Origin of the sequence: Citrobacter europaeus (assembly GCA_020099315.1) — a bacterium.
Taxonomy (GTDB): Bacteria; Pseudomonadota; Gammaproteobacteria; order Enterobacterales; family Enterobacteriaceae; genus Citrobacter; species Citrobacter europaeus.
Genome location: CP083650.1, coordinates 235,000 through 258,681 on the forward strand (window position 1 = coordinate 235,000; position 23,682 = coordinate 258,681).

A 23,682-nucleotide genomic window follows, 5' to 3' on the forward strand; every position below is an offset into this window, starting at 1 on the left:
CGGTGAAACCCCGTCCTGCAGGTTAGGGAGAATGCAAAGCCTCTCCGGCGAAGAATTATGTCCCCGGCAGTGTTCAGGTAGAGACCAGGTTGTATTGATCAACGGAGCATCATTGATCTACTATACCAATGTTGTAAATGGTGTATTACTTGCACCCACCAATGTCCCTGTGATCTGAGAGGGGCGCCTTCGGGTGATCACAACACCAATGTTCCGGCGATCTGAGAGGGACGCCTTCGGGTGATTGCATACCAATGTCACTGTAGCCTGAGAGGTGACGCCTTCGGGTGGTACAGCCCTTTAATCTTTGGAAACGGCTGTCGCAGCATTTTGCGACGAAGATATTTTTCTACGTATGTACCGTTTTCCGGTATTTTTTTTACCTGCCTCAACTGTCAGTAGACGAGTTCATCTTCTCTTTACGGTTTTATTCCGTATTTTTTAGTACTTACTTCTTTAGCCTTGTGCTCGAACAAACTTTGCATGTACGGGTATGCCAGCCATTTGGGGCAACGAACGTCGCAACATTTGGGGCATCTTCCGGACGACGCATTGAGCGTTTCGAGGACGAGCGCGTCACTTTGCTCAAGTGAAACGACGACAAAGTGACGCGCGAAGCGCCGAACTATTTAACCAGCTATATCAGGCCATACGGACCTGTTTGACAATCTGAATGATACGTAGTCCAAACAGGATAAACGTCCTGATACATCATTTAACCTCAACGTACGAAGCGGGGAACCGTAATGCCTACGTTTAACTTATTGAAAAGGAAATAATTAACGCGATATCGATGGCGATGTCATGAAAATGACGTCGGAGGCGACCTGGCGACAGGTACAGCTACGGCTGCGGTCAGTTCTCACTGATTTGGGACCTCGCAATACCTCAACATCTTGCATTCCCTGATGCACAGATATCCGTTAAGACGCTGGAAGCGCAATTCAAACCATGTCGTCGGGGGGAGGGATGTATATGTTATTAAAATTTAATTTTCAGATTCGTTCATCTGAACGCAGAACAACAGGTTTTCGTTTACGAGAACGAAAGTCTGTTGTTGTACGTTTTGTTTAAGGAGTGGTCATGTCCAGGAGAAGTAAATTGTTAAAACGTGAGCTCGTCATTCTTGCAAGAGAGGGGAAGGGTAGCTTTAAAACAGTATCCGATCGTTCAAAAATAGTAGAGCGATTATCTCATCGGTTGTTGGATTTAAATGTACAAATTCGTTCTGCGCAACAGATTAAGGTCCGGCATGTTGAATTGTATATTGAGAGTCGTAAGGCTGAAGGCATCTCTAACCGGACTTTACAGAACGAAATGGCCGGAATTCGAACCATACTTAATCTGTCTGGTAAGACTAAAATGGCTGATCCGAATCACGAACGATTAAGCAATAAATCGTTGGGTATTTCAGGTGCAAGTCGTATGGGCACTAAATTGGCTATATCAGACGAGCGCTTTCGCGAGGCGCTCACTCTGATTAAAGCGAAAGATGAAGGTGTTGCAGCGGTAATGCAACTTTCCCGTTATTTGGGATTGCGTAATGAAGAAGCTGTTCAGGCAGTGAAATCAATCAAAACGTGGAGGCAGGCAATATTACGTGGTGACGACAGAGTAAGAGTAATATTTGGCACAAAAGGAGGCCGTGCACGAGATACACGTATTGTTGATAAAGAAAAGGTATTATCGGCGATCAATAACGCGATTACATGTGCAGATAAAAATAATGGAAAATTAATAGACAAACCATCCCTTCAGCAGGCGCTTGATCGTTATATAAATATCATGCGCAGGGTAGGCGGTTTGAAATATGAAAATTCAAATCATTCTTTGCGATACGCTTTTGCTCAGGATGCGGAAAAATATTATCTTCAAAAAGGCTTTAGTCAAAAAGAAGCCAGTGCTTTAACCTCCATTGATTTAGGCCACGGTGATGGCAGGGGCGATTATATAAAGCGAGTGTATAGTCAAAAATGTCTGGAGGATGAGTAAGATGTCTAAAATAGAAAGACTATTTAATAAATGTCATAATGATTGTAGTTCGAACATGGACTATGAATTTCGATATCTTAAAAACTTCAGTTGTACTAGCTCCAACTTGATCTGACGGTTTTCACTGGCAGCACACAATCAAATCTGACAGTCTGTTTTGAGCGAGGTACGGACGTAAAACTGATTGAAAATTTTTGGAGAAAATGGTTTGATTAACCTAGGAAGAATTTACATCCGCCTGACGTTTCTCTACCAATAATGTTTTTTGTGCACAGCAACAAATGCTCGAAAAATAGAAGTCGGCGAAGTGAATAAAATGGAGATATGATGGTTGTCCCAGAGTTTTTAAATGAAGAGCGACAGTGGTTTTCTCCAAATAGCCAACCTACGTTTAACTAGAAAAAGAGTTATTCAATATGACTAATGAGAAATCCACCAAGCAGATTATCAAAGACATACGAGATGCTGTTTTATTTATTAAAAATGAAAGTGAAAATAAAAAATACAATGAACAATGGAACTCTTCCATTACGCTTAACACATTGGCCATTGTAGCAATATTGATTTTTATATTTTCTACATCCAATAGCTCTGATTCTGAATTTATTGAAACACTAAAATTACCCGCATACATTATATCAATTATGTTATCAACAATATGGATCGGAATTAATATTGAGAGAACATTAATGTTCAAGGAGCTTTGGAAGTTCAAAACAACAAAAATCATACTATCCCTATCATTCACAGGGTTAATTGTATATTGCACCGCCGAGGCATCCTCAATAATAAATGATGTATTTAATATTGATCCATCATTTTTTCCTTTTACAAGAAGTTTTCTTGTTGCTTATCTTTTCTTCAAAAAAATTTCTATTCTTGTTTACCTGCTGGCTATTGTAGGTGTTGTTTGCATAATAAATATCATTTCTTACTTTAAGTTAAAATTGGACGGAAATAGTGATGTTAGATTTCCCATTGGGGCACTCATTTATATAATCTTTACATGTATTTTTAGTTACTTTGCTTTGGGGTGGGTTTATAGTAATTTCAATGATGGTGTACTTAATAAAAAAGTATATTCATTAGCCCATCAACTGGATTTTAACAAAAAAAATCCGTGCTCAAATTTACAAGACTTTGAAGTAAGCGTGATTTTTCTTGGACCAAATCAGGAAAAAGTACTCGTTGACTTCAATAAAGAAGAAATGTTAACTGCCTCCAGTTTTCTTGAGGGGATATACTGGTACAAATATGACAAAAACGAATTAAAGATCTTACAATGCTTACATTGATGAATGGTAAACAGCCCAGATTGCTGTAAATATACCCTTTTTAGTTCTGTCCACTTTTTGAGCTCCCGGCCAGATAATGTTGTAGTATGAAGCGAATGTCATGGTGTTGCTCAATAGTTGAGGAGCAAACTATTAACAGCGACGTCCGCTCCTGGCACAGGGCTGCTGTTGCAGCCCTGACAACCTTAGACTTCAATCGATTCAGAGATCTCTAACGCATCATCGACTTCAATGCCCAGATAACGGACTGTGCTTTCCAGTTTCTTATGACCCAACAGAAGTTGGATCACCCGGAGATTCTTGGTTTTCTTGTAGATCAGGTAAGGTTTTGTTCTTCTCATGGAATGTGTGCTGTAAAGCGAATCTTCGAGACCAAGCTTTTCTACCCACCCATGAAAGATTCGGTTGTATTGCCGGGTTGAAATGTGCTGGTTAGTTCCGACCCGAGACCGAAATAAAAAGTCTTTACTGTGCAAATTGCTAAGCTTTATCAATGCAGCAACAGCTTCTCTTGTCCCTTTGGTTATCTCGAATTGCACAGGGCTACCGGTTTTCTGTTGCAACACCGTTGCTCTGCTTGAAACCGAACTACCATATGCCACATCCGATACTTTGAGTTTGACCAGATCACAGCCTCGAAGCTTACTGTCCAGGGCCATATTGAACAGAGCTAAATCGCGCGTTTTACCTTCCAGTTCAAGCCGGATTCGGATCCCCCAGATATGAGATATCTGAAGTGGTCTTTTTTGGCCGATGATACGGTCTTTGTTCCATGGTGACGTGTTCATACTCAAATCTCCTGCAATGTGGGAGATTTGAGTATGGTTGTCCCTTATGAGCGAAAAGCGGAAGTTAAATGGTTAGACGTTAGCATCGACTTACATAGGTCTAACCCAATGTGGCAGCTTTATATTTGTAAAATGCTCTTCCTCAACGACAAACGCCAGGCTGTAACGAGCTCGGGTAATGGCCACGTACAGCTTGTTTCTAGATTCCTCCGTTTTATCTTTATCGAACACGTCAAGGTCGCCACCCAGATACTTGAGATGTTTCTCCGGTGAAATAATTAGTACGCGGTCAAAACCGAGACCTTTACAGGAGCCGAAAGTGTGACAGGTGATACCTGGTGGCAAATAGCCTTTTCCCATGGGCGATGACCATCGCAAAACTTGAGGCTTGAATATATTGAGATAATCGTTCACCTGAGATGGTTTTATGAGAAAACAGCCGCAGTGATGGGCCATCTCAGCAGGAACTTCTCCCACCTCTGATTGCGTTTGTTCATAAATACCGGGATGAATGGTATCCGCGAGATCGCAGATTTCCTGGATACATCTGCGATTCTTCGCCAGCGAGAACGGACTAAAATTGAGGTCTTTGAAGTATTGAATCTTTTGCTCAGGTGTTTCCGGTGCCTTGTGGCCGAACGTGGTCGTGTAAATAGTTTGACGAAAATCGCCTACACAGCAAATAGAGTTATGCATTGCCTTACTGAGTGCTTTGATAACGTCAAAATCCCATCCAACCAAATCCTGAACCTCATCAAAAAAGATCCTCTGATAAATCTCTTTCAATCTGCTAGCGGGGGCATTCTTTGTTGAAGCGGAGATTCTTGTTGCCAGCTTCGCCAGCAGTCCAGTGTAAGCTTTGGTTTTGCACGGCGTCAGATAATGAAGAGGATTCAGCGCCCCATTAATTTTTTCCCCTCTTTTGGAATGCCATTTCCTCGTACCAGGTATCAGGTGAGGGTTATGCTCGGTGAACATTGTAGAAGTGATTCGATCTGGAAACATGGCCGTTTGATAAGGTCTCACTAAGTCTTCTAGGTAAAATGAAAACAGGCCTTTCACAACAAAATCATCGCTGTGTTTGCCGTACAATTCCACAAAGCGAGAACGGAGCTCTGCCTGGTTGTTCATGGTGTAGGTGACGACCAATACGCGTCCGCCCGCCTTTATGACTTCAATGGCATCCTCAATGACTTTTTGGGTTTTTCCTGATCCTGCACCGGCAATCCAGAATTCATTAGGCAAAGTCGAACACCTCATCGAGGAAAGGTGGATACCTGAAATTCAGAGTGCCATCGAACAGCTTGATAGCTGAATCGACTTTGCGAGCGCCCTTACCGTTTCCCTGGACGCTTCGAAACCAATCGATCAGAAAGTCGCGTCTCTTATCTAAGTCGACTAATTTATCGTAGAGGTTAAACGTCTGTGTCGATAACACCACTTTGGCGAAAGCGTCCAGCGTAACCAAGTCGGTTGCATTGGCATATATCATCGCGGGTTCAAGCGAAAACTCCTCATTTTTGGCAGAGGAGATAAGCTTGATATTAGGATAGGCCGCATAATCGGCACGCACTTTCACGACGTTTTCTTCATAGTCGCCATCGTTATCTCTGAGGACGTTTATTCGGGTACCAATTTCCATACCTACGGAGATGAACGTATCAAACCCGACTCCGCGCACGACGATGATATCAATACCATCTTGCTCGGGCAGGCGGTTGTGCTTGCGGTGGTAAATCTTCTTGAGTACTAACTCGTCTGACGGTCCCTCGACAAGGATGACTTTGTGCGAGAGTGCCACGCGCAATGTGTCATAGCCCGGTAAGCGCTTTAAGGTTTTGACCACTGCAGGGGCAAGCTTATGCAGACGTTTGTATCCCGACTGAACCAGGCAGATTTTATCAATGCTCAGCTTGTTGAGCACATACGAGCTGTGAGTGGTAAGGAAGAGTTGTTTGTCGCCCCGCTGATTTTCAATGTAGTGAACCAGCTTATTGAGGTTAGTGTGAGAAAGGTGATTTTCGGGCTCCTCCATCATCACCAAATCGATATCCTTCGACTTGTTCTGAATCGCGAGCTTGATCTGCACATTACTCTGCTCACCCTTGCCAATGAACTGGAAAGGGACATCATCTACTTCAAGTTGAAGGCTGGTCTGAATAGAGCCCGCTGGTAAAGTGCTTGCGGCAATGGACAGCTTTTTTTCTGTGATCAAGTGGTCCGTATCCAGACCGGTATTGACTGTCCTGACCTCACCTGAGTTGTTAAAAACCTGCTGATTCTCACGATAATTGAGGGTCAGCTTAACCAGTTCCTCTTTCTTTAAAGCGGTATTAAGTATGGTAGAGATGTACTGATTCTTACCCAGAGTGGGGTGGATACGAGTTGGGTCGATGTATAACGCCCGGAATTTCTTCGCTACGGCTTTAACAGGATTCCATCCGAAATCCAGCCATTCCAGCTTGTAGAATTCGATCGGGATACTCGTAATGTGTGGGTTTGTCAGTAAGTGGTCGGCGTAAACGTCCTTGAGCGTGTCATCAAAGCGCACCAGCACCGTGATACCTTGAGCATCGGCTTTAAGGAAATTATTTGTACCCCGGTATTCAGGCACTCCCTCAATGAATGCTTCTATTGCCAAGACAGGCAAGTGCATGGCCGATTTATCAGAAGCCAAAAAAAGCTGCACTGCATCCTTATTAAAAATGTCTGGCGTAAACTCGCTGTTGAAGGGGCGGCCCCGATAGCTGTAATTCAGTACGATTTCCAGGGCTTCCAGAATAGTACTTTTACCGGCGTTGTTATCACCTACAAAGATATTTACGTCATCGTTGAATTCAAAATATTCATCTTTGAATTTCTTGAAATTGGTAAGCTTAATCGATTTAACCCGCACTCTAAGTCCCTCAAGATACTGTCAAATGATACCCCTTAAAGACATTAACTCACCGATATACCTGTGTCCACATGCAGGCTCGTTGTCCCCTTAAATCCTGCAGGCACTGAAGCGGTGGTCGACATAAATAGGCCAAGATATGAGAGCTGTTCTTGGACAACTTAAAGTCTGCTTTTGGCACTCAGCAGACATTTGAATTTTCCCCTTCTCCGGATATCCGAACCTGGCTTTAGCATGAATTGCAGTAACTAAACCGAGATGTCCATCCGGGATTTGGCTTTTGACCGCATCTGCAATGATAGTTCTACACCCCGGCCATGTAAGCGGCCGGAGTATGGATTTATCCCCTGTCAGAATACTCTTTCAGCATGGCAAGGACCGTCCAATGAGCCGCATCGTCTGCGATATTTTCAGGCAGCGCATCCGCTCGCAGATTGATATAAGCATCAACAGCCATTCTGATGGCTAGGCTAACAGAATCACGATCGTGCGCTGCTAGCGTGGAAGTCAGCAGGCCATCAGGGTCAATGCCGTGGAATTCAATGCGGCGAACCCCACGTTGCGGAAGATTTGCCCGACGATACAGCATGGGTCCCAGCACCTGCTCGCGGAAAAATGACAGCATACCCATCGCTTCAAACAGTTCGCCTCTTCCCAGTTTAACCACTGCATAATGAAGCCAGACCCAGGACCGGGACTCAAACCATTCTGGCGTCATGTCAGGCCAGTGAGCACAACTTTTTGCCAGTTGTCGCTCCAGAGCAGTGGTATCACGGGTAAATAACACTACCGGTTCCTCAACGCGTTGAGTGAGCATTTCCAGTGTGACAAATTTCAGATCGACATGAAGGAGTTCAGGGCCATACAGGCATATAAGCAGGCGAGGCTCTCCGACATGTTCCCCGGTAAAAGCATGCAGCAGATGGCCTAATGTCCCGGCGAGTTCCTGACGCTGCGCCATGATTTCGTCATAGTGGAGAGGGTCGACGACAACGACAAAATCGAGATCGGAGTATTTATCAAAACCGCCATGGACAATTGAGCCGCCAGCGAGAAGGGAGTGAATCCGCGAATCAGACTGAAATTTAAGCCTGAGTTGCTCTGCAAAACTTCTGTGTAAATCGGGTAATGTACTAAGCATACTTTTTCCTGTTCACAAAAAATACAAAGCATTTCAGAGTATCGGGTAGTTTATATTCAGGCCAGATATTTTTTGCAGGAACAGTAATGTCTTAAGAAAGTTTACTTAGCCGCATGTCCACTATTGGCAAAGACCTGCCGGTCAGGATTAGGTTCAGGTCTGTGCCATAGCTGTGTCAGGTCAAATCTGAGCTAATACACTTCAGTTACGGTCTTGAATTTTCATTCTCTCTCTGGTTAATATGATAGCGCTTAAAACGTTGCCTGAGGCAACCACCAATGTTCCAGTGATCTGAGAGGAACGCCTTTGGGTGATCACAACACCAATGTTCCGGCAATCTGAGAGGGACGCCTTCGGGTGATTGCACACCAATGTCACTGTAGCCTGAGAGGTGACGCCTTCGGGTGGTACAGCCCTTTAATCTTTGGAAATGGCTGTCGCAATTTTTGCGATGAAGATATCTTCAACACTCACGCTTCGATACTCGTCTTTCAGCACTTCCGGTGGGAAATCTTCCCACTGTGGCAGGTTTTTCACCGGTTTTCCGGGATAACTGCCATGTTAAATAAACTCCTTCAGGAACTTTTCTTTTCTGTTCAACTGATTCTGGCTTTCGTTCTGCGTCTCCATTACACCTTTCCGCTGTTTGTTGCGGTGTTACGCAGAGATGAGTGGGTAGAAAGCTTCACCGGGTTGTTTCGTTTACGCACCCGAACCTGTCAGAATGAGGGAAAGTTCTATTCAACTGTTGAGCTGCAAATGAACAGGGGTCATACCCAGATACAGACTGTTGCTCATTTTGGTCCAGAGTCTTCTTTGAAGGAAGCGCAACAAAAAGCCAGTGCAGCGCTCGTTCATATCGCTCGCTTTGAAATGTTTAAACCACAAATCTGACATCCTGCCCATCGGGGAAAACCTCCCCGATACGGTGATGGTTTTCTCCGTTTTTTAAATCTGGAGAAAACCATGAACATTTTTCTGACTTCTCTGGTCAGTATCCTGAGTAAGGTATTGCCACGTATCCGTCACGGCAAAAGTGAATGGATCGCCAATCACACTGGTTATCTGCGTTTTCAGGCAGAGGTCTGGCTGGATGATAACGACCATTTTCATGCTGTCGTGAATAAACGTTCCGGCTGGATCAATCCCCGTCACGAACGGGCGGTGGATTGCGGCGAGTTTGATTCTTTTCACCGTGCCATGAACACGGCGTACCGGCAGGCTCTTGAGCTGGCGCATCTGCGCTATGCCTGGGAACTGACCGATTAGAAAACGCATTTCCTCTGAAATAACGTATCTACCCAACAGGGGATTTTTCCCTGAGGGGATAAATCCCTCTGTTGCTGTACTGACAGGAGGATTTATGAACGTCTATCAACTGAAAACCCGTACTGAGGCATTTATCTGGCTTTCTCTGATGGAAGGCGATTTGCTGAGTATCCGGGCTTCTCTGAACGCCGGTTTATATCCGTCTTATGACGACAGGTCAGAAGAGCCGGAGTTTGAATGCGCGGTTTTTAACTGCGGTACGGCTTTCGGTGAATTTATGGAAAGGCTGGAATCGGAGGATTTCGATGCTCTGTCAACAGCCGGAAATGAACTGACTGGCATGATTGACAACATGGGTAAAATGTTATGTGAGCCGGTGTGGACACAGGCTGTACTTCTGGGGCGCAATGAAGTCCGGGCTGACCGGGCTATCTGCGCCGCCGAAGCGGATGGCTGGCTGTATGGCTCCCGCATTTATCGCAGGAGGCCTGGTATGGACTGATTTTCCCGCTTTCATTACTTTCTGATCGTCACTGCTGACGGTCACGCGATTTTGTTTCATACCCGGGGCCATGCCCCGTCAGGGGCTGGTCCCTTTTTCACTACAGGGCGCCTATGTCTCACATTCACTTTCCGTCGGTTTGCGAAAAAACCGACAACACACTGACTCCGGAGCAGGAAAACCGCGTACGCCATCTGGTGCATGAGGAGTGTTATTCCCGCGACCGCGCGGCACTGATAAAGCTTATTGGCCTGATGCTCCTGCTGAAGCTGGCAGGGACCTTCATGCTGGGCATCTTACTATTGATGCTGCGACTGCTCTGATAACAGGAGGTATACGCTGATGATTATTAACCGCTTGTTTGTTTTTTTGTTACGACATCTGTGGTGCCTTGTGCGCTGGACAGGACTGTCGGTATATCACGGTATTGCCGTGCTGTACCGTCGAAGACAGGCCAGACTGCAGGCGTCCGGGGGGCGGCCGCGAACGGTGTATACCGGTCGCTGGCAGCTTGCCGATGATGTTTCATGCTGTGGGCGTGCGGTGGTGCTCCGGTCTGGCGAAACGCTCAGACCTGGGGTTGAGCTCCTGTTCTTCGGTGAGGAAAGTGCCGAGCCATACTACAGTGAACGGCAGGTTGTTGACGATAAAGAGTCCGTTCTGGTGGCAGAGCAGATGCTGTTGCGGTTTCTGGGCAGCCGGCACCGGCGGCAGAACCGGCGGAATGCTGCTGTCCCTGTTCTCGTAACTGACACCGTGACCACGGTCCCGGTTAATGATGAGGTTGCATGATGGATATGTCGGCGCTGCTTGGCAGCACGCCGCCGGCTGTCGCTATTGAGGAGCCGGTCTGGGCGCAGATGGTGAGCTATCCCCTTGCACCCGCCTGTGAGAACGAGCGGCTGCAGCGGCTGATTTATCACGGTTTTCTGGCGCTCAGTCAGGCACCTTCAGGCCAGACAGTCGTGGAGTTTGGCTATTTCTGCCTGCCATCTGATGGCGACCAGAATGCGCCACTGTGGCAGAACATCTGTATTAAACGCGATTATTCAGACGGTCAGGTGACACTTACTTTGGACCGTTAATCAGTTTTACCACCTACCCTGACGGGGGAACCCGTGAGGGGGACGCCGTCAGATTTTTTTACTCAAAAGGAGTCTGTATGAGCGTAATGACCACTAACGAAACCCCGGCATCCACGGTCACTGAGCCGGAGGTTTTTCGAAGAACCCGCAACCGTTTCAACCAGTGGTTACAGGCTGAGTTTGACCGGCACTACCACACGATGAGAGATGGCGGGTATCGCAGCTTTCTGAAGAAGAACCATCCGACGGAGCTGCTGCGCTATGACGAGGCATGTGAGGCATTACGGCGCGAGGAGTTTGCCCGCTTTGCCGAACTGCAGACCCTGGGGTTGTACCTGCATCTGCAGGTGCAACAAAAAGAGGCGCAGTTCCGGCGGCGGCGTAATCGCCTGCTGCTGGGCATGGCAGTCACCGGCGTGGTGACATCAGTATTACTGTACGCGAATTTCTATCCGGAGCAGTTACAGCTGATAAGCCATGAACTGGCAACGTTGCCTGGTCGTATCCTCGGTTTTGTTGGCCGGTTAACTCACTAGTCCACTCAGTGTAACAGTATTGATTTCCCACGGGGAGCACACCTCCCTGTGGGGTGTTCTCCCTTTTCTGACAGGAGAACTGATGAACACTTCATTACATCCGAATGATATCTGCCAGTTTATTACCGGCCGCCTTGTCAACAGTCTGGCCGCAGGCCAGGTACCGTGGTATGACACCTTGCCGGGTTTACCGGAACATGCCCTGACGGGCGTGCCATTTACTGGCATTAACGTGCTGTTGCTGTGGCAGGCCATGCAGCAGCGGTCGCTGCGTTCAGGAAGATGGCTGACGGGGGATGACCTCCGCCGTCTGGGTGGACAAGTCAGGCCCGGTGAAAAGCCGGTCACACTGGTCCGCTACCGGCCGTCGTTGATGCTGTTTAAGGTGATTAACCCTGAACAGTGTGACGGATTGCCGGAGACGTTGCAGCCCGGGTGGCCACTGCCACCCCGGCCGCAACCGTCACTGAGCGTTGTCCGTGACCTGCTCCAGAGCAGCGGGATCCCCGTTATCCACCGGGACAATATTTTACCGGTCTACCGGGCATTACATGACCGGATTGAGCTCCCGCCGGCGGCGGCTTATGCCGGGGAGGAGACATACTGGCAGGACATGCTGAATCTGCTGGTCCAGGCTACCGGACACCCGCAGCGGTTACATCGTTTCGGGTTTACGGTGGACATGCGGACTGACGAGGTTCAGGAGGCCCTGGTGGCTGAACTTGGGGCGGCATTTCTGACGGCGTCCCTGGGACTGCCCGGCAAACAGCCCTCCCGGCACGACGTGGCACCCTGGGTGTCATTTTTACACGATGACCCCTGGCTTCTTTTTAAGGCGGCGGATGCGGCTCGAAGGGCGATGACGTGGCTGTGCGGGCGAAGACCCGCGATGACCACGGTGGAGATGTGGCAGAAGATGGCCTCATTGATACTTGAAACGCATTACGGCTTTCCTCTCGACGACACCACGCTGGGCTGTCGCAGTGTGGTTGAGCACCATCTTGAGTGTGGTATTACGCCTCTGATGGCGATTAATGCGCTGGCCCGTATTTACCAGTGGGAACGTTGCGACCAGCCTCAGCGGTCGCTGTTTCTCAGCGAAGCCGGTCCGGACAGTGAAATACTGACGTTGTCTGAAATACGTCCTGAACTGCTGACCTGTTACCGCGTTCCTGCGCCCTCCGGTATGCCGGAGAAGAATGCGGATACGGAACAGGCCGACGGTTTACCTTTGTTACCGGCGCCGGTGGTGTCGGAAGGAGAGGGGGCGGCGAACGATGACGGACCAGATGATCCGGACGGTAATGACAATGTGGTGGCGCTGCCCTGGGCTGCGCGTCGGGGGAAAAATAACCCACACGTGCAGCGGTTTGTCGGCCTGTTTAACCAGATGGCACCGGATGTGAATCGCTGGCAGGTCTTCAGTGATTTTGTCCATATGGCAGCCTGCTCGTTGTATAACGCCATTCACCGGGATGCGGATTTTGAAGCTGACTATATGCAGCGCGTTGGCCGTTATTCGCAGGAGGACGCGAATAACATGTCCCGCCTGCTGGCGGAGGTGATTGAGGGGCTGGAATTCTGTCCGACAGATTTTCTCGGGCAGATTTTTATGAGCCTTGAGCTGGGTAATACCCGTCATGGCCAGTACTTCACACCGTACAATGTCTGTTACACGATGTCACGTATGACCCTGAGTGACCGGCTGTCGGTGCTTACCTCCGGTGAGCGTGACTTCATCACCGTCAGTGACCCGGCCTGTGGAGCGGGCGGCATGATTGTGGCGATGGCGGAGGCCATGCTGGAGGCGGGGTTAAATCCGCAAAAACAGATGATGGTGTACTGCGTGGATATTGACCCTGTGGCCGCGATGATGTGTTACATCCAGCTTTCCCTGATGGGCATCCCGGCCATTGTGGCCACCGGCAACAGTCTGACCGTGGCAATTAAGCGGGAAATGGCGACGCCGATGTTTGTACTGGGTCGTTGGCATCACCGGTGGCAGGCAGAACGGACGCGTAAAGCGGCCTAGTTGCGTATTTATCTTCATCCCGACAGGGTTCTCCCTGTGGGGAGAATTCCTGTTCTGAACAGGAGTCACTTATGCTGGCCAGTTTCTATATTCAACGGCAGCTCAGTAAAGCACTGGGTCTCAGTGTGAACGCTGAGGAGGTTTTTTACCAGGTGGACGATCAGGAGTCGGATTATATCAATACCGATATGGTACTGAACCGTGACCGGTTATTGTCCGTGATGCAGTTTATGCTGGATGACGTGGCGCTTAATCCGGAGCTCCGGGAAAGATGCCGTCAGGCAGAGCGTATTCTGACGCTATGGATTCGTGGTCTCGACGCGCTGGCAACAGTGTCTGAGGATATGTCGATATTGCCCCGGACGATTCCGGAGTGCAGTGGACGAGTTGATCGTCTGCTGCCGGGGGATCCACAGGCACTGCTGGCGCTTCCGGATGATGCATTCTTACGCCTGACCGCCCAGTGTCATCTGATGTCCGGAGAGCAGTTCCCCCGGGAACAGCTTGCAGCGACGATGCCTTACTGGACGCGTTTTATGGCGTGGATAGCCCGTCAACTGTATCAGGTGGAGGATCGTTGTCTGGTGCAACTCGGGCGTCTTTATCGCCAGCTGCACGTGGAGCCCAGGAAAATACGGTGCTTTAACCTGGCTTTCGGACGTATTGAGCTGCATATGTCCGGACGGGATATTGATGAATGTCAGTATCTCTACGCGTATGACGACGCATCGCTGGAAGATTATCTGGAGGAAATTATGGCCGGTAATCTGACGCCGGTTCGCTTTGAAGTGCGGGTAATATACCGCAACGATTCGGAGCTGAACGTCTTCAGGCGAGACGCCGACGTGATTGACGTGGAGCATCCCCATGTCAGCGACTGGCAGAATGTTGTCAGCGAGGCCCTGGACTGGATACGCCAGGAACGGACGTCGCAGGTTGAGATACCTTTAACCCGGCCGGCACTGAAACTGGCCGCCTGATTAACCACTATACCCTCAGGGGATTTTCCCCCGAGGGGGAAAATCCCTTTAATAAACCAGAGAGGATTTTCCCGTGAGCATTATTGACGAATATATCAGCCAGCATTTCTCAGAGCGGCTGTGTCTGGACGTAACCGAAGAGGATATTACCTGGCAGCTTCGCCGCAGCCGTTCCGACTACGTGAATACCCGGATACAGTTTGACCGGGAAAAACTGATGGCGGTGATGGATGTCATGCTGTCCGGTCTAGACAGTGATGAAACCACGCTGGCGCGCTGCCGGCAGGTACTGACGCTGTGGATAGCCGGACTGGATATGCTGTCGAAGGAGGCAGAACAACCTGACTGGCTTCCCCGGGTTCATCCTCACAGCAGTGGTCAGTGCGACCTGCTGCTGAAGGGGAATCCTGCGGCGCTGACGGAGGCGGACGAAGAAACGTACCTGCGGGTGACCGGCCAGCAGGATTTACCGGCACACCGGCGTATTCCACAGGTGACATTCAGCAAAACGGTACGATACTGGCACCGTTTTGAGAGCTGGCTGGCGCAGCAGTTGCAGGACATTACTCAGCATTGCTATCAGAAACTGAAATGCTTTGTGGCGAACTGCACGACAGAGCCCAGGCAGCTGCGCGAATTCCGTGGGGAGTACGGTTCACTGCGTTTATTTGTGGGGCCGCAGGATATCGATGAGATAGACATTCTGGAGTTCAATCCGGAATACATCGTGTCCTGGGTCGACAAAGTCGCGGACGGGCTTTTTACTCCGGTCTGCTTTGTGGTGAATGTTTACTATAAAAACGGCATTTTGCTGGAGTCGTTCACCTGGGACAGTGAGGTGAATAACATCAACAGGATGACCAGCAGCGATTATGGTGAGGCGATGAGCCAGGCCATCAGCTGGGTACGTGAGCAGTTTGAGCAGCCGGTGATTGATCAACCGGTACCACAGCAGCCACGACTGGCTGCATAAATCAACGGTAAACCCACCGGGGAGAAACTCTCCCGGTGGGGATGTTTCTCCCCTTATTTTTTACAGGAGAAACATCATGCTGAAATTCAGTGCAAAAGACTTAAAACCGGTACTGCTTGAGGCACGTAAAAACCACTGTGGCGTGGTACTGGTCAAGGATCATGGCGTTTATATTATGTCTGAAACCGGTGAGCTCACTCCGCGTGGCCGAAAAGTGGCTTATGCGAAGGGATGCCATCCGGAAAAGGATGAGGCCTGGTGGGATACCGCCCGGGCAGAAGTAGGGGGTGATGATTTTGGTGAGACGATAAATCTGACGGAAAGCATGATTAACCGCATTCTGAACGAGAGGAAACCGCTGTATATCACGGCCAGCAACGAAGAATTTAAGATCCAGTGTTAAAACTGAGCGGGTCTCCGGACCCGCGTAAAATCTTACCCTGACGGGGGTATTCCCGTCAGGGAGCGTGCACGAAAGTGTGATGAATTATCAACGACAGTATTAATCCTTCTGGATGATCAATTGTGCGTATGTTTTTGATGGATCGGTGACATCTGCCTGATCTGTCTGTTGCACAATTTTCCATCCCTCCCGGGCAAGTGACGGGATAGTACCGGAAATGTTTTCGCCACATTTAAATACCGTGTTATCAGTCAACTCGGCATTCGCTGCAGAGTTCGCTACCGTCTGTGATTTACAAACGTGAGCTTCTCCTGCCAGCGCCGGTCCAGCTACTAACAGACTGGTAAGTAATAGTACGTTTATTCTCATTTAAACCTCTTTTGTTAACATGCACATTAAAAGAATGGTTATTGGCACTACGATAGCAGTTCTTCAGATGGCAATGTATTGATTTTCAACCATGAAATTCAGCCTTTTTCACTGAGTCTCAATGAGCTGATTCAGCGCAATCGTGCAACAGGTAATTCAGCCCAGCGAGTGGTATAAGCTGGAGAGAGTAGCTCTCTTTTCATCTGCCACTCAGGGGCTATCCCTCTTCCGGCAAACCACACTTTTCCCATACCTGAATGGTTGATACTGTCGAGAACTTTCATCAACTGCTCACTTCGTTCGTGCGGCTGCACTTCATCAAAAAGATTTAACTGAGAAATCCCGGTTGGTGTGAAATCATTGAGCATGCAACCCGCTTTTGCATATCTATGCCCCTTCACCCAGATCCGATCCAGTGCTTTCACCGCTGCGGCTATGATGTCCCTGGTATCCTGCGTGGGAGTCGTCAGTTTCTCACTGGCCACATTCCCGTAATACGGTTCGTTCACAGTGAACGGTGACGTCTTCACAAATACAGCAACATGCCTGCAGAATTGCCGCTCGCCGCGCAGCTTTTCAGCTGCACGCTCAGCATAGTGACAGACTGCCTGGCGCATGGCTTCATATGTTGTGACGCGCTCCCCAAAGGATCGGCTGCAGACAATCTGCTGCTTGGGTGGCGGAGCCTCCTCCAGTGAAATACAGCTTTCCCCGTTCAGTTCACGGACAGTTCTCTCGAGAACAACACTGAAATTTTTCCTGATAAATGTTGGGTTCGCGCGCGCCAGCTGCAGTGCAGTTGTTATCCCCATTGTGTGCAGTTTCTTCGAGATCCGGCGACCAACCCCCCAGATTTCGTCTACTGGCTGCAGTGACAATAGTTTCTCCGTTCGCTTTGGATTGCCTGAAGTCAGAGCAAGCACGCCCTCAAACTGCCGCCATTCCTTAGACGCCCATTGTGCTGACTTTGCCAGTGTCTTGGTCGGTCCCATCCCAACTCCGATGGTCAGTCCGGTTCCTGAACGTACATGCTCGCGCAACTGCCGGCCGAAGTCTTCAAAATCGATACAACTGTCAATATTGCGGATATCAAGAAACATTTCGTCGATAGAATACTGCTCAACGCGAGGTGCCAGTTCTTCGAGATGCGCCATAACACGGTTCGACATCGACGCGTAGAGTTCGTAGTTACTCGAGAACGCAACGACAGGTACAGGAAATTCGGTTGTTTTCAGTTGAAACCACGGAACTCCCATTTTAATACCCAGTTGCTTCGCTTCTTTTGAACGCGCGATAACACATCCATCGTTATTGCTGAGCACCACAACGGGCTTATTACGCAAATCGGGACGAAATACTTTCTCACAGCTCGCATAGAAGCTGTTGACGTCAGCCAGGGCGAACATCAGTCTGCACTCCGGGTTTTGTGTATGAATGCGGTCACGACACCGAATATCTGCAGCTCTTCTGGATAGAGGACGGGGTATGCAGGATTCATCGGCAACAGGGCGATTCGGGGCTTTAGCTGCAGGCGCTTAACGGTGAACTCGCCATCTGTTTCCGCGATGACAATATCTCCCTGTATGGGGTTTTCGGCTTTATCGACCACCATTAGATCACCAGAATGCAGACCCATATCCCGCATTGAATCACCAATCGCCCGAACAAAGAAAGTCGAACTGGGACGACGTATACAATACGCATTCAGATCCAGCTCTTCTTCTGTATAGTCAGCTGCTGGAGAAGGAAAACCGGCAGCACATCGCTCTGTAAACAAAGGGATTTTTAGCGCTTCTTGAATGGAGGCTATGGGAATAAATTGCAGCATGTTATACCTCAAGAATAACTGTATGCATATACAGTATGCAGGTATAAATTGTTACGTTCAAATCGATGACAGGATTTTTCTGATAACTGGCTGAAGCAACGGGAATTAAAGTTTACGCTAAGGTTGCCATTAAGACTGAACCACGTGTATTGCCCGGTAAGCCTTTTTTGAACAGGCTTACCTATCGCAATGGGGTGTACTCCCACGTTATAAGGTGTTGTCAGGGATTTGACCTTTATCGGATAACCTAAATGCGATACCGCAATTTCCGATCTTCAAACTTCCCCCTCAGATAAAGATCGTGTTATGCCCAGAGAAACGCGTTGTCATAAATTCCTTGAACAGTTGTACGGTGGATGCTGCAGTGGAACTCCATGCGAAATCCTGAAAAATATAATGCCCGCAATACGGCAATATCAGTAAGGAGGCATCCGGAATAAGCGTTTTCATTTCCAGAAGCTGCTCCGGCAGCACCATATCCCTGTCCCCGCCGACAATAAGTACAGGCACACTTATGCCTGCAAGGCACTCCTGGCTGATGACACTCTCCTGGTTCCACATTCGTTTTGTTTTTGCTATATAGGTTTCCGGTACGGGGGCGGGATTGAGTTCGCCATACTGTCTGAGAATGTCCGGCATGGTTTCCTGCACAAACTCCACTGACAAGGCGTCAAACATGGCAAGGCACCCGTCTGACATGCCGGATCGTCCTTTATAATTTCCCGAGACCGCGATAAGACTTTTTACCTGCTCCGGAAAACCTGCTGCCATATGCAGGCCGATGTTTGCCCCATCGCTGCAGCCGATGATATGAACCGGGGGCAGTTTCATTTCGCGGAGAAATGCAGCCAGTTCTCTGGCCATCAGGGCACAGTCGAAAGGCGCATCCGTGTCTGCTGTTCTGCCGTGGCCACGACGGTCCACGGCAATGACGCTGAACCTGTCCTTCAGCTCTGTCAGTAAACGCGTGTAATTGACGCAGGTATCAAGCCCGCCGTGCAGAAAAAGGACTGGTTCTCCCTGTCCTGTCAGTGTGTAATACCAGTTAATTCCCTCAGTCATTATTCGCATTGCTTTATCCTTTCTGAATATACAAAATCAGTCTTACTGAATTCTGAAATGGTTAATACAGGCCGCTGTTTTTCTTTTGTTGTGCATTTGCCTCTTAGCATGAGATGGTGATCACATACGTTTAGTTTAACGTCTATCATGTGCGGAGCCGTGGGCCACTGACGGGAAACGGCCTGCGGGATGCACCGGCGATTCGCTGAGAGTTTGACTGCTTTTTAAAAAGGGGGGCAGTTACACAGAATTATTTACAAGGTCTAAGGTTTCCTTGCAAGGTAAATAGCGGTAACAAAGTTACGCCTAACCTTTCCTCCAAAATCCTTTTTCACAACTCTCTCTATCTCATTGAGCAATCGCTTGCGTTTTGCCTCACTTAGTCGCGCAACCGGTGAAAATGTTGAAATCAATTGTCTGGTCTGTCGGGCATCCATTTCTGCTTCCCATCTAAACTCATCACTAATTATTCCGGTAAACCCGGCTTTTGCCAGATCATCTTGCCTCTCTCTTTTTTGTAGTGGGTAAGGATAGTGGTGACCCGCTTTATGTGAAGGACTGGCACTAAGGGGAGCAAACAAGTGCTCTGTTCTTTTCATGAAGACATCCGCATTATGTGGGTCGCCAAAAACATTCCACCACATGGCAAACCATCCTCCGGGGCGCAGAAGCTGGAATATCTTTTTGAGTCCGCTAACGGGTTCTATCCAGTGAAAAGAGGTGGCTGCAATCCCCAGATCAAAGCAGCCCGGTTGTAGTATTGCCTCCTCAAAAGTGGAATTAATAATCGAGCATGAATCCTGAGAATACTGACTCAGCCTTTCCTTTAATCTTATAGCCAGATTATGGTCAGGTTCGACTGCTTTTACCTGATATCCCATATCGAGAAGATGTTCCGTTGCTTGTCCGGTCCCTGGCCCAATTTCGAAAGCCATCCGGCAGATTTCTGGTCCGCAATACTCTTTAAGTAATGCAAATATAGGTAACGGGTAATCAGGCCTGCCCTGTTCATAGGCATTGGTATCTCTGCCAAACAGAGCCCGCCCTTCCTTAAGGGGAATGTGCTTTTGCATCCTCTTTCTCCTGTATTTCCGACTACCGATACATTGGTGTGTGCCCGGCATACTTCGGGGTTAGCACGCGGTAATGCCTGTCGGGCGTTATCCTTTGATATGAACCTATATCCTAATCTGCATCCATATCGCGATCGGAACAACGTGATCCACTACACTCATTTTATCTCTCACTTTGCATCAGCCATACTGAAGAAAAAGAATGTTGTCAGGGTAAAGATCAGAGCAACCAGAGACATGTTTTTATGCTTTGCGGCTAAGCAAGCTCTCAGCACCAGATAACCCAACTAACACTACAGCCGCTTCTGGCTTAATCGGGTAGCCCGAACTGTAAGCTTTGGCGCTGTATTTAGAGGTCAGTTAGATATCGGAGTGACCATAGATTCTATATCCTAAATGGTCTCTTTAGTAACAAAGATTGTCATCATAAGCGCAATATTTCGTATATAAATATAAAATATTCTATATATTAATAATGTTTTATTAATATATAGATTTTTATTTTTTCTTTATGTTATTAGATCATGGTAATTACTTTTATTATGCTACTGGCGAGCCATCATCTATATGGTCACAGAAGGAGTTGTAATGTGATGTATTACTTTGTTTTTATCAAAGGGCTAATTATTATGTGTTTAATTAGTACTATTTGCTTTATCTCGTTATCTCTCTCTACAGCGGCAGAGATTCAGACTCAAAATGAAAGCACAGAATATCCAAGTATGAATAAGATATCGCCAAGACAGTTTGTGGTCAATGTTGAAAAAAAAGGAATGTATAATGTTAGAATTCTTTTTTCTGGCTGGGATGGTTTCAACCAACCTTCCGATGAAAATACGCGGAAGAAGGACTATCAAAAAATGCAGGTATTGTATAAAAAAGTTCGCAATGACCTGAAAGGCCGGATTTTAATTTATGATTTTAATACACGCAGTTTGTTTCATGAAATTAAAATTCCTCCGACAGGAGAGACCCGGTATCAAGATGAGATGTATATCATAGACAAGTATGAAATTAGTGAGGGTACTCCTAATTTTGAAATCAAGAAACCCGGGCGCTATGTGATTATTCCCGAGATATACAGCCGTTCTGACGAATTGACAGACTATACGCTGAGCTTTAGACGTATTTACAATACAAAATAATCTGTCGTATTAAAAGTTTATATTAAAGAGTGTATTATGGGATATCAGGTCACGATTAAAAATGATTCAAAACCCTTTAATAATACGGCTGAAGGATATGTCCACACCTGGCTGGAACTCGATGATGGTCAGGGAAATAAAAAATATTTTGGCTTTACCCCTGAAGATGGCTGGTTTGCAGGCAATATCACCGGAAAGGATGTGGTGGCTAAAGTTGAAGTTGATGATGATCTTAAAGGAAGAATACCCACCGAAAGTAAAACTATCCCGCTTTCGGAAGCCCAGTATCAGAGCATGCGGGATATGATCAATTCTTTTCCCAATCATAACTATTCTTACGACATCACCCCGGACGGGGACGGTGATTACAACTGTACCACCGCAGTGGACAAAGTACTTCAGAGTGGCGGGGTGGATTATCTGAATGGCTTGCAGACGCCATTTGGAGTGTCTGACCTTATAAACGGTACGGACGACCATAACGCGCTGGAAGATGCCATGGACCTGAAAGACCAGCTGGATGCGTGGCTTGGGGATAAGTATGAAGAAGGAATGGATTCTCTCCAGGATGCGGTCGGTAATATCCTCAACGGTGCGGGAGACTGGGTTCGCGATGAACTGAACCGTTATCTGGATAGCCTGACGAATACCTCCCCTGACGCCACGACCAGTGCCGGCAGTCTGGCAGATCAACTGATGGAGAGTCTGCAGAAACAGCTGGGTGCTCTGGAAAACTATTTCAGTTCAGTGGCTCAGGAGGGGGGTGAGTCAGCCCGGAATTATCTCCGTGAAGCGCTGGGGTATTTACTGAACCAGCTGGCCGGCTCTTTAGCTGATGCTCTGAAGAGTCTTCTTGGTGGTGCCATGCAGGCACCTGACGGAGTGGCTGGCGGACTGCTGTCGCTCTTTCCGGGATTTTTCGGACCTCCGGGAGGACCCAGCAAGGATAAAGCAGAGAATACCTTCAGTCCTCTCATCCTCGACCTGGATGGTGATGGAGTTGAAACGCTCCCTCTGTCATCGAATGTATTTTTCGACCATGATGGTAACAAATATGCAGAAAATACCGGCTGGGTCGCGCCGGATGACGGGTTACTGGTTATGGATCGCAATGGCGACGGCCTGATTGACACGGGGCGTGAGCTGTTTGGTAACAATACCCTTCTGGAAAATGGTAAGCGTGCAGAAAATGGTTATGAGGCTCTCAGGGAACTGGATAAAAACGGTGATGGGGTGCTCGACAACAGAGACGCGGCGTGGCAGCACATCAGGGTCTGGCGGGATACCAACAGCAACGGGAAGGTTGACGCGGGAGAATTATTGACCCTTGATGAGGCTGGCGTGGCATCCATCGGCACATCCTGGATTTCTTCGTCTTATGTTGACGGGCAGAATAACGCTCACAAACAAACCGGTACGTTTACTTTTACCGACGGTAAAAAAGGGCAGTCCAGTGATGTCTGGTTTAATACTAATCTGGGATATACACAGTATACCCCAGAAGTAACGGTGGATGAAAGTATCCGGGATTTACCCTATGTCCGTGGCTTTGGCAATATGACAGATTTACATATTGCAATGAGTCTGAACAAAGAATTACGAACACTTATTGCTGAATATCTGGCCGTTCCGGAAGACGCAAAAAAAGGAAATAAAATTGAATCCATTTTATTCGCCTGGGCTGGCGTTGAAAATATCGAACCCGGCAGCCGGGGTATTTATATTGATGCCCGACAACTTGCGGTACTGGAAGCTGCTACAGGAACAAAATATAAAAACCAGATACTGGGTGAAACAAATCCAATGGGTAATGCTGCAGCTATACTTAAAGGAGAATATCAAAGGTTTGCTCATTATGTGGAGGCGTGCATTTTATTTCAGACTCAATATAAAGCTGAGTTTGCACTAATTGTTCCAGATATAAAGTCTGATCTCAGCGGCATAACGCTGAATTTTAAAGCCTTTGAAGAACGCATATCAGCGCTTGAAAAAGCAGATGTCTATGAATCACTGAGGTTAAGAAATATCTTTTATGCTTACTTCTCCTACCTACCTTCCTTCAGTAAGGAACAGGAGCGAATTGGTTTCCCTGAAGAAAAAACATTTATCGGCGGGGAGGGGAACGACACCCTCAACGGTGGTGCCGGCGACGATATCCTGGCGGGCGGTGCCGGGAACGACATTCTCAATGGCGGAGCCGGGAACGACACCTACCTGTTTAACCGCGGAGACGGCCAGGACACCCTGCGCGGGGATTACCATAACACCCCGGAGACCAACACCCTGAAGTTCGGGGCCGGTATCACGGCGGAC

The 23,682-nt window shown here is 48.0% G+C and carries 23 protein-coding genes and 1 pseudogene; 15 read left to right on the forward strand and 9 right to left on the reverse strand.

Annotated features, from left to right (window positions below; translation table 11 throughout):
* Positions 1 to 1,083 precede the first annotated feature (1,083 nt).
* Both LA337_01080 and LA337_01085 read left to right on the forward strand, forming a co-directional pair.
* Positions 1,084 to 1,992, forward strand: coding sequence for an integrase domain-containing protein (locus tag LA337_01080; GenBank protein UBI16333.1), 909 nt, complete (start codon positions 1,084 to 1,086; stop codon positions 1,990 to 1,992).
* A 416-nt stretch (positions 1,993 to 2,408) separates the two neighbouring features.
* Positions 2,409 to 3,287 (forward strand): hypothetical protein, encoded by an 879-nt coding sequence (locus LA337_01085; GenBank protein ID UBI16334.1) that lies wholly within the window; start codon positions 2,409 to 2,411, stop codon positions 3,285 to 3,287.
* Between the two features lie 185 nt (positions 3,288 to 3,472).
* Here LA337_01085 and LA337_01090 read toward each other — a convergent pair whose 3' ends face one another.
* From LA337_01090 to LA337_01105, 4 genes are all read right to left on the reverse strand, one after another.
* The gene (locus LA337_01090) at positions 3,473 to 4,075 is read right to left on the reverse strand and encodes a tyrosine-type recombinase/integrase (protein UBI16335.1); all 603 of its coding nucleotides are present in this window, start codon (positions 4,073 to 4,075) and stop codon (positions 3,473 to 3,475) included.
* Between the two features lie 90 nt (positions 4,076 to 4,165).
* A complete protein-coding gene (locus LA337_01095) occupies positions 4,166 to 5,320 on the reverse strand; it encodes a UvrD-helicase domain-containing protein (protein ID UBI16336.1) in 1,155 nt (384 codons plus the stop codon).
* Entirely contained in the window at positions 5,313 to 6,971 is a 1,659-nt protein-coding gene (locus tag LA337_01100; GenBank protein ID UBI16337.1) for an AAA family ATPase, read from the reverse strand. The genes LA337_01095 and LA337_01100 overlap by 8 nt, the downstream gene beginning before the upstream one ends.
* Before the next feature lie 340 nt (positions 6,972 to 7,311).
* The gene (locus LA337_01105) at positions 7,312 to 8,112 is read right to left on the reverse strand and encodes a nucleotidyltransferase domain-containing protein (protein ID UBI16338.1); all 801 of its coding nucleotides are present in this window, start codon (positions 8,110 to 8,112) and stop codon (positions 7,312 to 7,314) included.
* A gap of 558 nt (positions 8,113 to 8,670) precedes the next feature.
* On the opposite strand from LA337_01105, the gene LA337_01110 reads away from it, so the two are divergent.
* The 11 genes from LA337_01110 to LA337_01160 all read left to right on the forward strand — a co-directional run bounded on the left by LA337_01110 (position 8,671) and on the right by LA337_01160 (position 15,892).
* On the forward strand, positions 8,671 to 9,006 hold the full coding sequence (locus LA337_01110) for a hypothetical protein (protein ID UBI16339.1): 336 nt from the start codon (positions 8,671 to 8,673) through the stop codon (positions 9,004 to 9,006).
* A 72-nt stretch (positions 9,007 to 9,078) separates the two neighbouring features.
* Complete coding sequence (locus tag LA337_01115) at positions 9,079 to 9,381, forward strand: hypothetical protein (protein UBI16340.1); 303 nt, start codon at positions 9,079 to 9,081, stop codon at positions 9,379 to 9,381.
* 94 nt (positions 9,382 to 9,475) lie between these two features.
* Entirely contained in the window at positions 9,476 to 9,883 is a 408-nt protein-coding gene (locus LA337_01120) for a hypothetical protein (GenBank protein ID UBI16341.1), read from the forward strand.
* Positions 9,884 to 9,996: 113 nt separating this feature from the next.
* A complete protein-coding gene (locus tag LA337_01125; protein ID UBI16342.1) occupies positions 9,997 to 10,206 on the forward strand; it encodes a hypothetical protein in 210 nt (69 codons plus the stop codon).
* Between the two features lie 19 nt (positions 10,207 to 10,225).
* The gene (locus tag LA337_01130) at positions 10,226 to 10,675 is read left to right on the forward strand and encodes a hypothetical protein (GenBank protein UBI16343.1); all 450 of its coding nucleotides are present in this window, start codon (positions 10,226 to 10,228) and stop codon (positions 10,673 to 10,675) included.
* Positions 10,675 to 10,968 carry a hypothetical protein gene (locus tag LA337_01135; protein UBI18374.1) on the forward strand — a complete coding sequence of 98 codons (294 nt, stop codon included), beginning with the start codon at positions 10,675 to 10,677 and terminating at the stop codon, positions 10,966 to 10,968. Before LA337_01130 ends, LA337_01135 begins: the two co-directional genes overlap by 1 nt.
* A 77-nt stretch (positions 10,969 to 11,045) precedes the next feature.
* On the forward strand, positions 11,046 to 11,504 hold the full coding sequence (locus LA337_01140; GenBank protein ID UBI16344.1) for a hypothetical protein: 459 nt from the start codon (positions 11,046 to 11,048) through the stop codon (positions 11,502 to 11,504).
* A gap of 82 nt (positions 11,505 to 11,586) precedes the next feature.
* A complete protein-coding gene (locus tag LA337_01145; GenBank protein UBI16345.1) occupies positions 11,587 to 13,536 on the forward strand; it encodes an ssDNA-binding domain-containing protein in 1,950 nt (649 codons plus the stop codon).
* A gap of 71 nt (positions 13,537 to 13,607) precedes the next feature.
* Positions 13,608 to 14,516: a hypothetical protein gene (locus LA337_01150; protein UBI16346.1), complete on the forward strand. Its 909-nt coding sequence runs from the start codon at positions 13,608 to 13,610 to the stop codon at positions 14,514 to 14,516.
* A gap of 73 nt (positions 14,517 to 14,589) precedes the next feature.
* Positions 14,590 to 15,489, forward strand: a complete 900-nt coding sequence (locus LA337_01155; protein UBI16347.1) for a hypothetical protein — start codon at positions 14,590 to 14,592, stop codon at positions 15,487 to 15,489.
* Positions 15,490 to 15,565: 76 nt separating this feature from the next.
* The gene (locus LA337_01160; protein ID UBI16348.1) at positions 15,566 to 15,892 is read left to right on the forward strand and encodes a DUF3085 domain-containing protein; all 327 of its coding nucleotides are present in this window, start codon (positions 15,566 to 15,568) and stop codon (positions 15,890 to 15,892) included.
* Positions 15,893 to 15,991: 99 nt separating this feature from the next.
* On the opposite strand, the gene LA337_01165 is transcribed toward LA337_01160, so the two are convergent.
* The 5 genes from LA337_01165 to LA337_01185 all read right to left on the reverse strand — a co-directional run bounded on the left by LA337_01165 (position 15,992) and on the right by LA337_01185 (position 20,224).
* Entirely contained in the window at positions 15,992 to 16,261 is a 270-nt protein-coding gene (locus tag LA337_01165) for a hypothetical protein (GenBank protein UBI16349.1), read from the reverse strand.
* Between the two features lie 131 nt (positions 16,262 to 16,392).
* Complete coding sequence (locus LA337_01170) at positions 16,393 to 17,667, reverse strand: Y-family DNA polymerase (GenBank protein ID UBI16350.1); 1,275 nt, start codon at positions 17,665 to 17,667, stop codon at positions 16,393 to 16,395.
* A complete protein-coding gene (gene umuD / locus LA337_01175; protein ID UBI16351.1) occupies positions 17,667 to 18,089 on the reverse strand; it encodes a translesion error-prone DNA polymerase V autoproteolytic subunit in 423 nt (140 codons plus the stop codon). The genes LA337_01170 and umuD overlap by 1 nt, the downstream gene beginning before the upstream one ends.
* A gap of 288 nt (positions 18,090 to 18,377) precedes the next feature.
* Positions 18,378 to 19,160 carry an alpha/beta hydrolase gene (locus tag LA337_01180; GenBank protein UBI16352.1) on the reverse strand — a complete coding sequence of 261 codons (783 nt, stop codon included), beginning with the start codon at positions 19,158 to 19,160 and terminating at the stop codon, positions 18,378 to 18,380.
* A 254-nt stretch (positions 19,161 to 19,414) separates the two neighbouring features.
* Positions 19,415 to 20,224 (reverse strand): class I SAM-dependent methyltransferase, encoded by an 810-nt coding sequence (locus LA337_01185; GenBank protein UBI16353.1) that lies wholly within the window; start codon positions 20,222 to 20,224, stop codon positions 19,415 to 19,417.
* Between the two features lie 590 nt (positions 20,225 to 20,814).
* On the opposite strand from LA337_01185, the gene LA337_01190 reads away from it, so the two are divergent.
* Both LA337_01190 and LA337_01195 read left to right on the forward strand, forming a co-directional pair.
* Entirely contained in the window at positions 20,815 to 21,369 is a 555-nt protein-coding gene (locus LA337_01190) for a hypothetical protein (GenBank protein UBI16354.1), read from the forward strand.
* 2,109 nt (positions 21,370 to 23,478) lie between these two features.
* A pseudogene (locus tag LA337_01195) lies at positions 23,479 to 23,619 on the forward strand (hypothetical protein).
* The last annotated feature ends 63 nt before the right edge of the window (positions 23,620 to 23,682 follow it).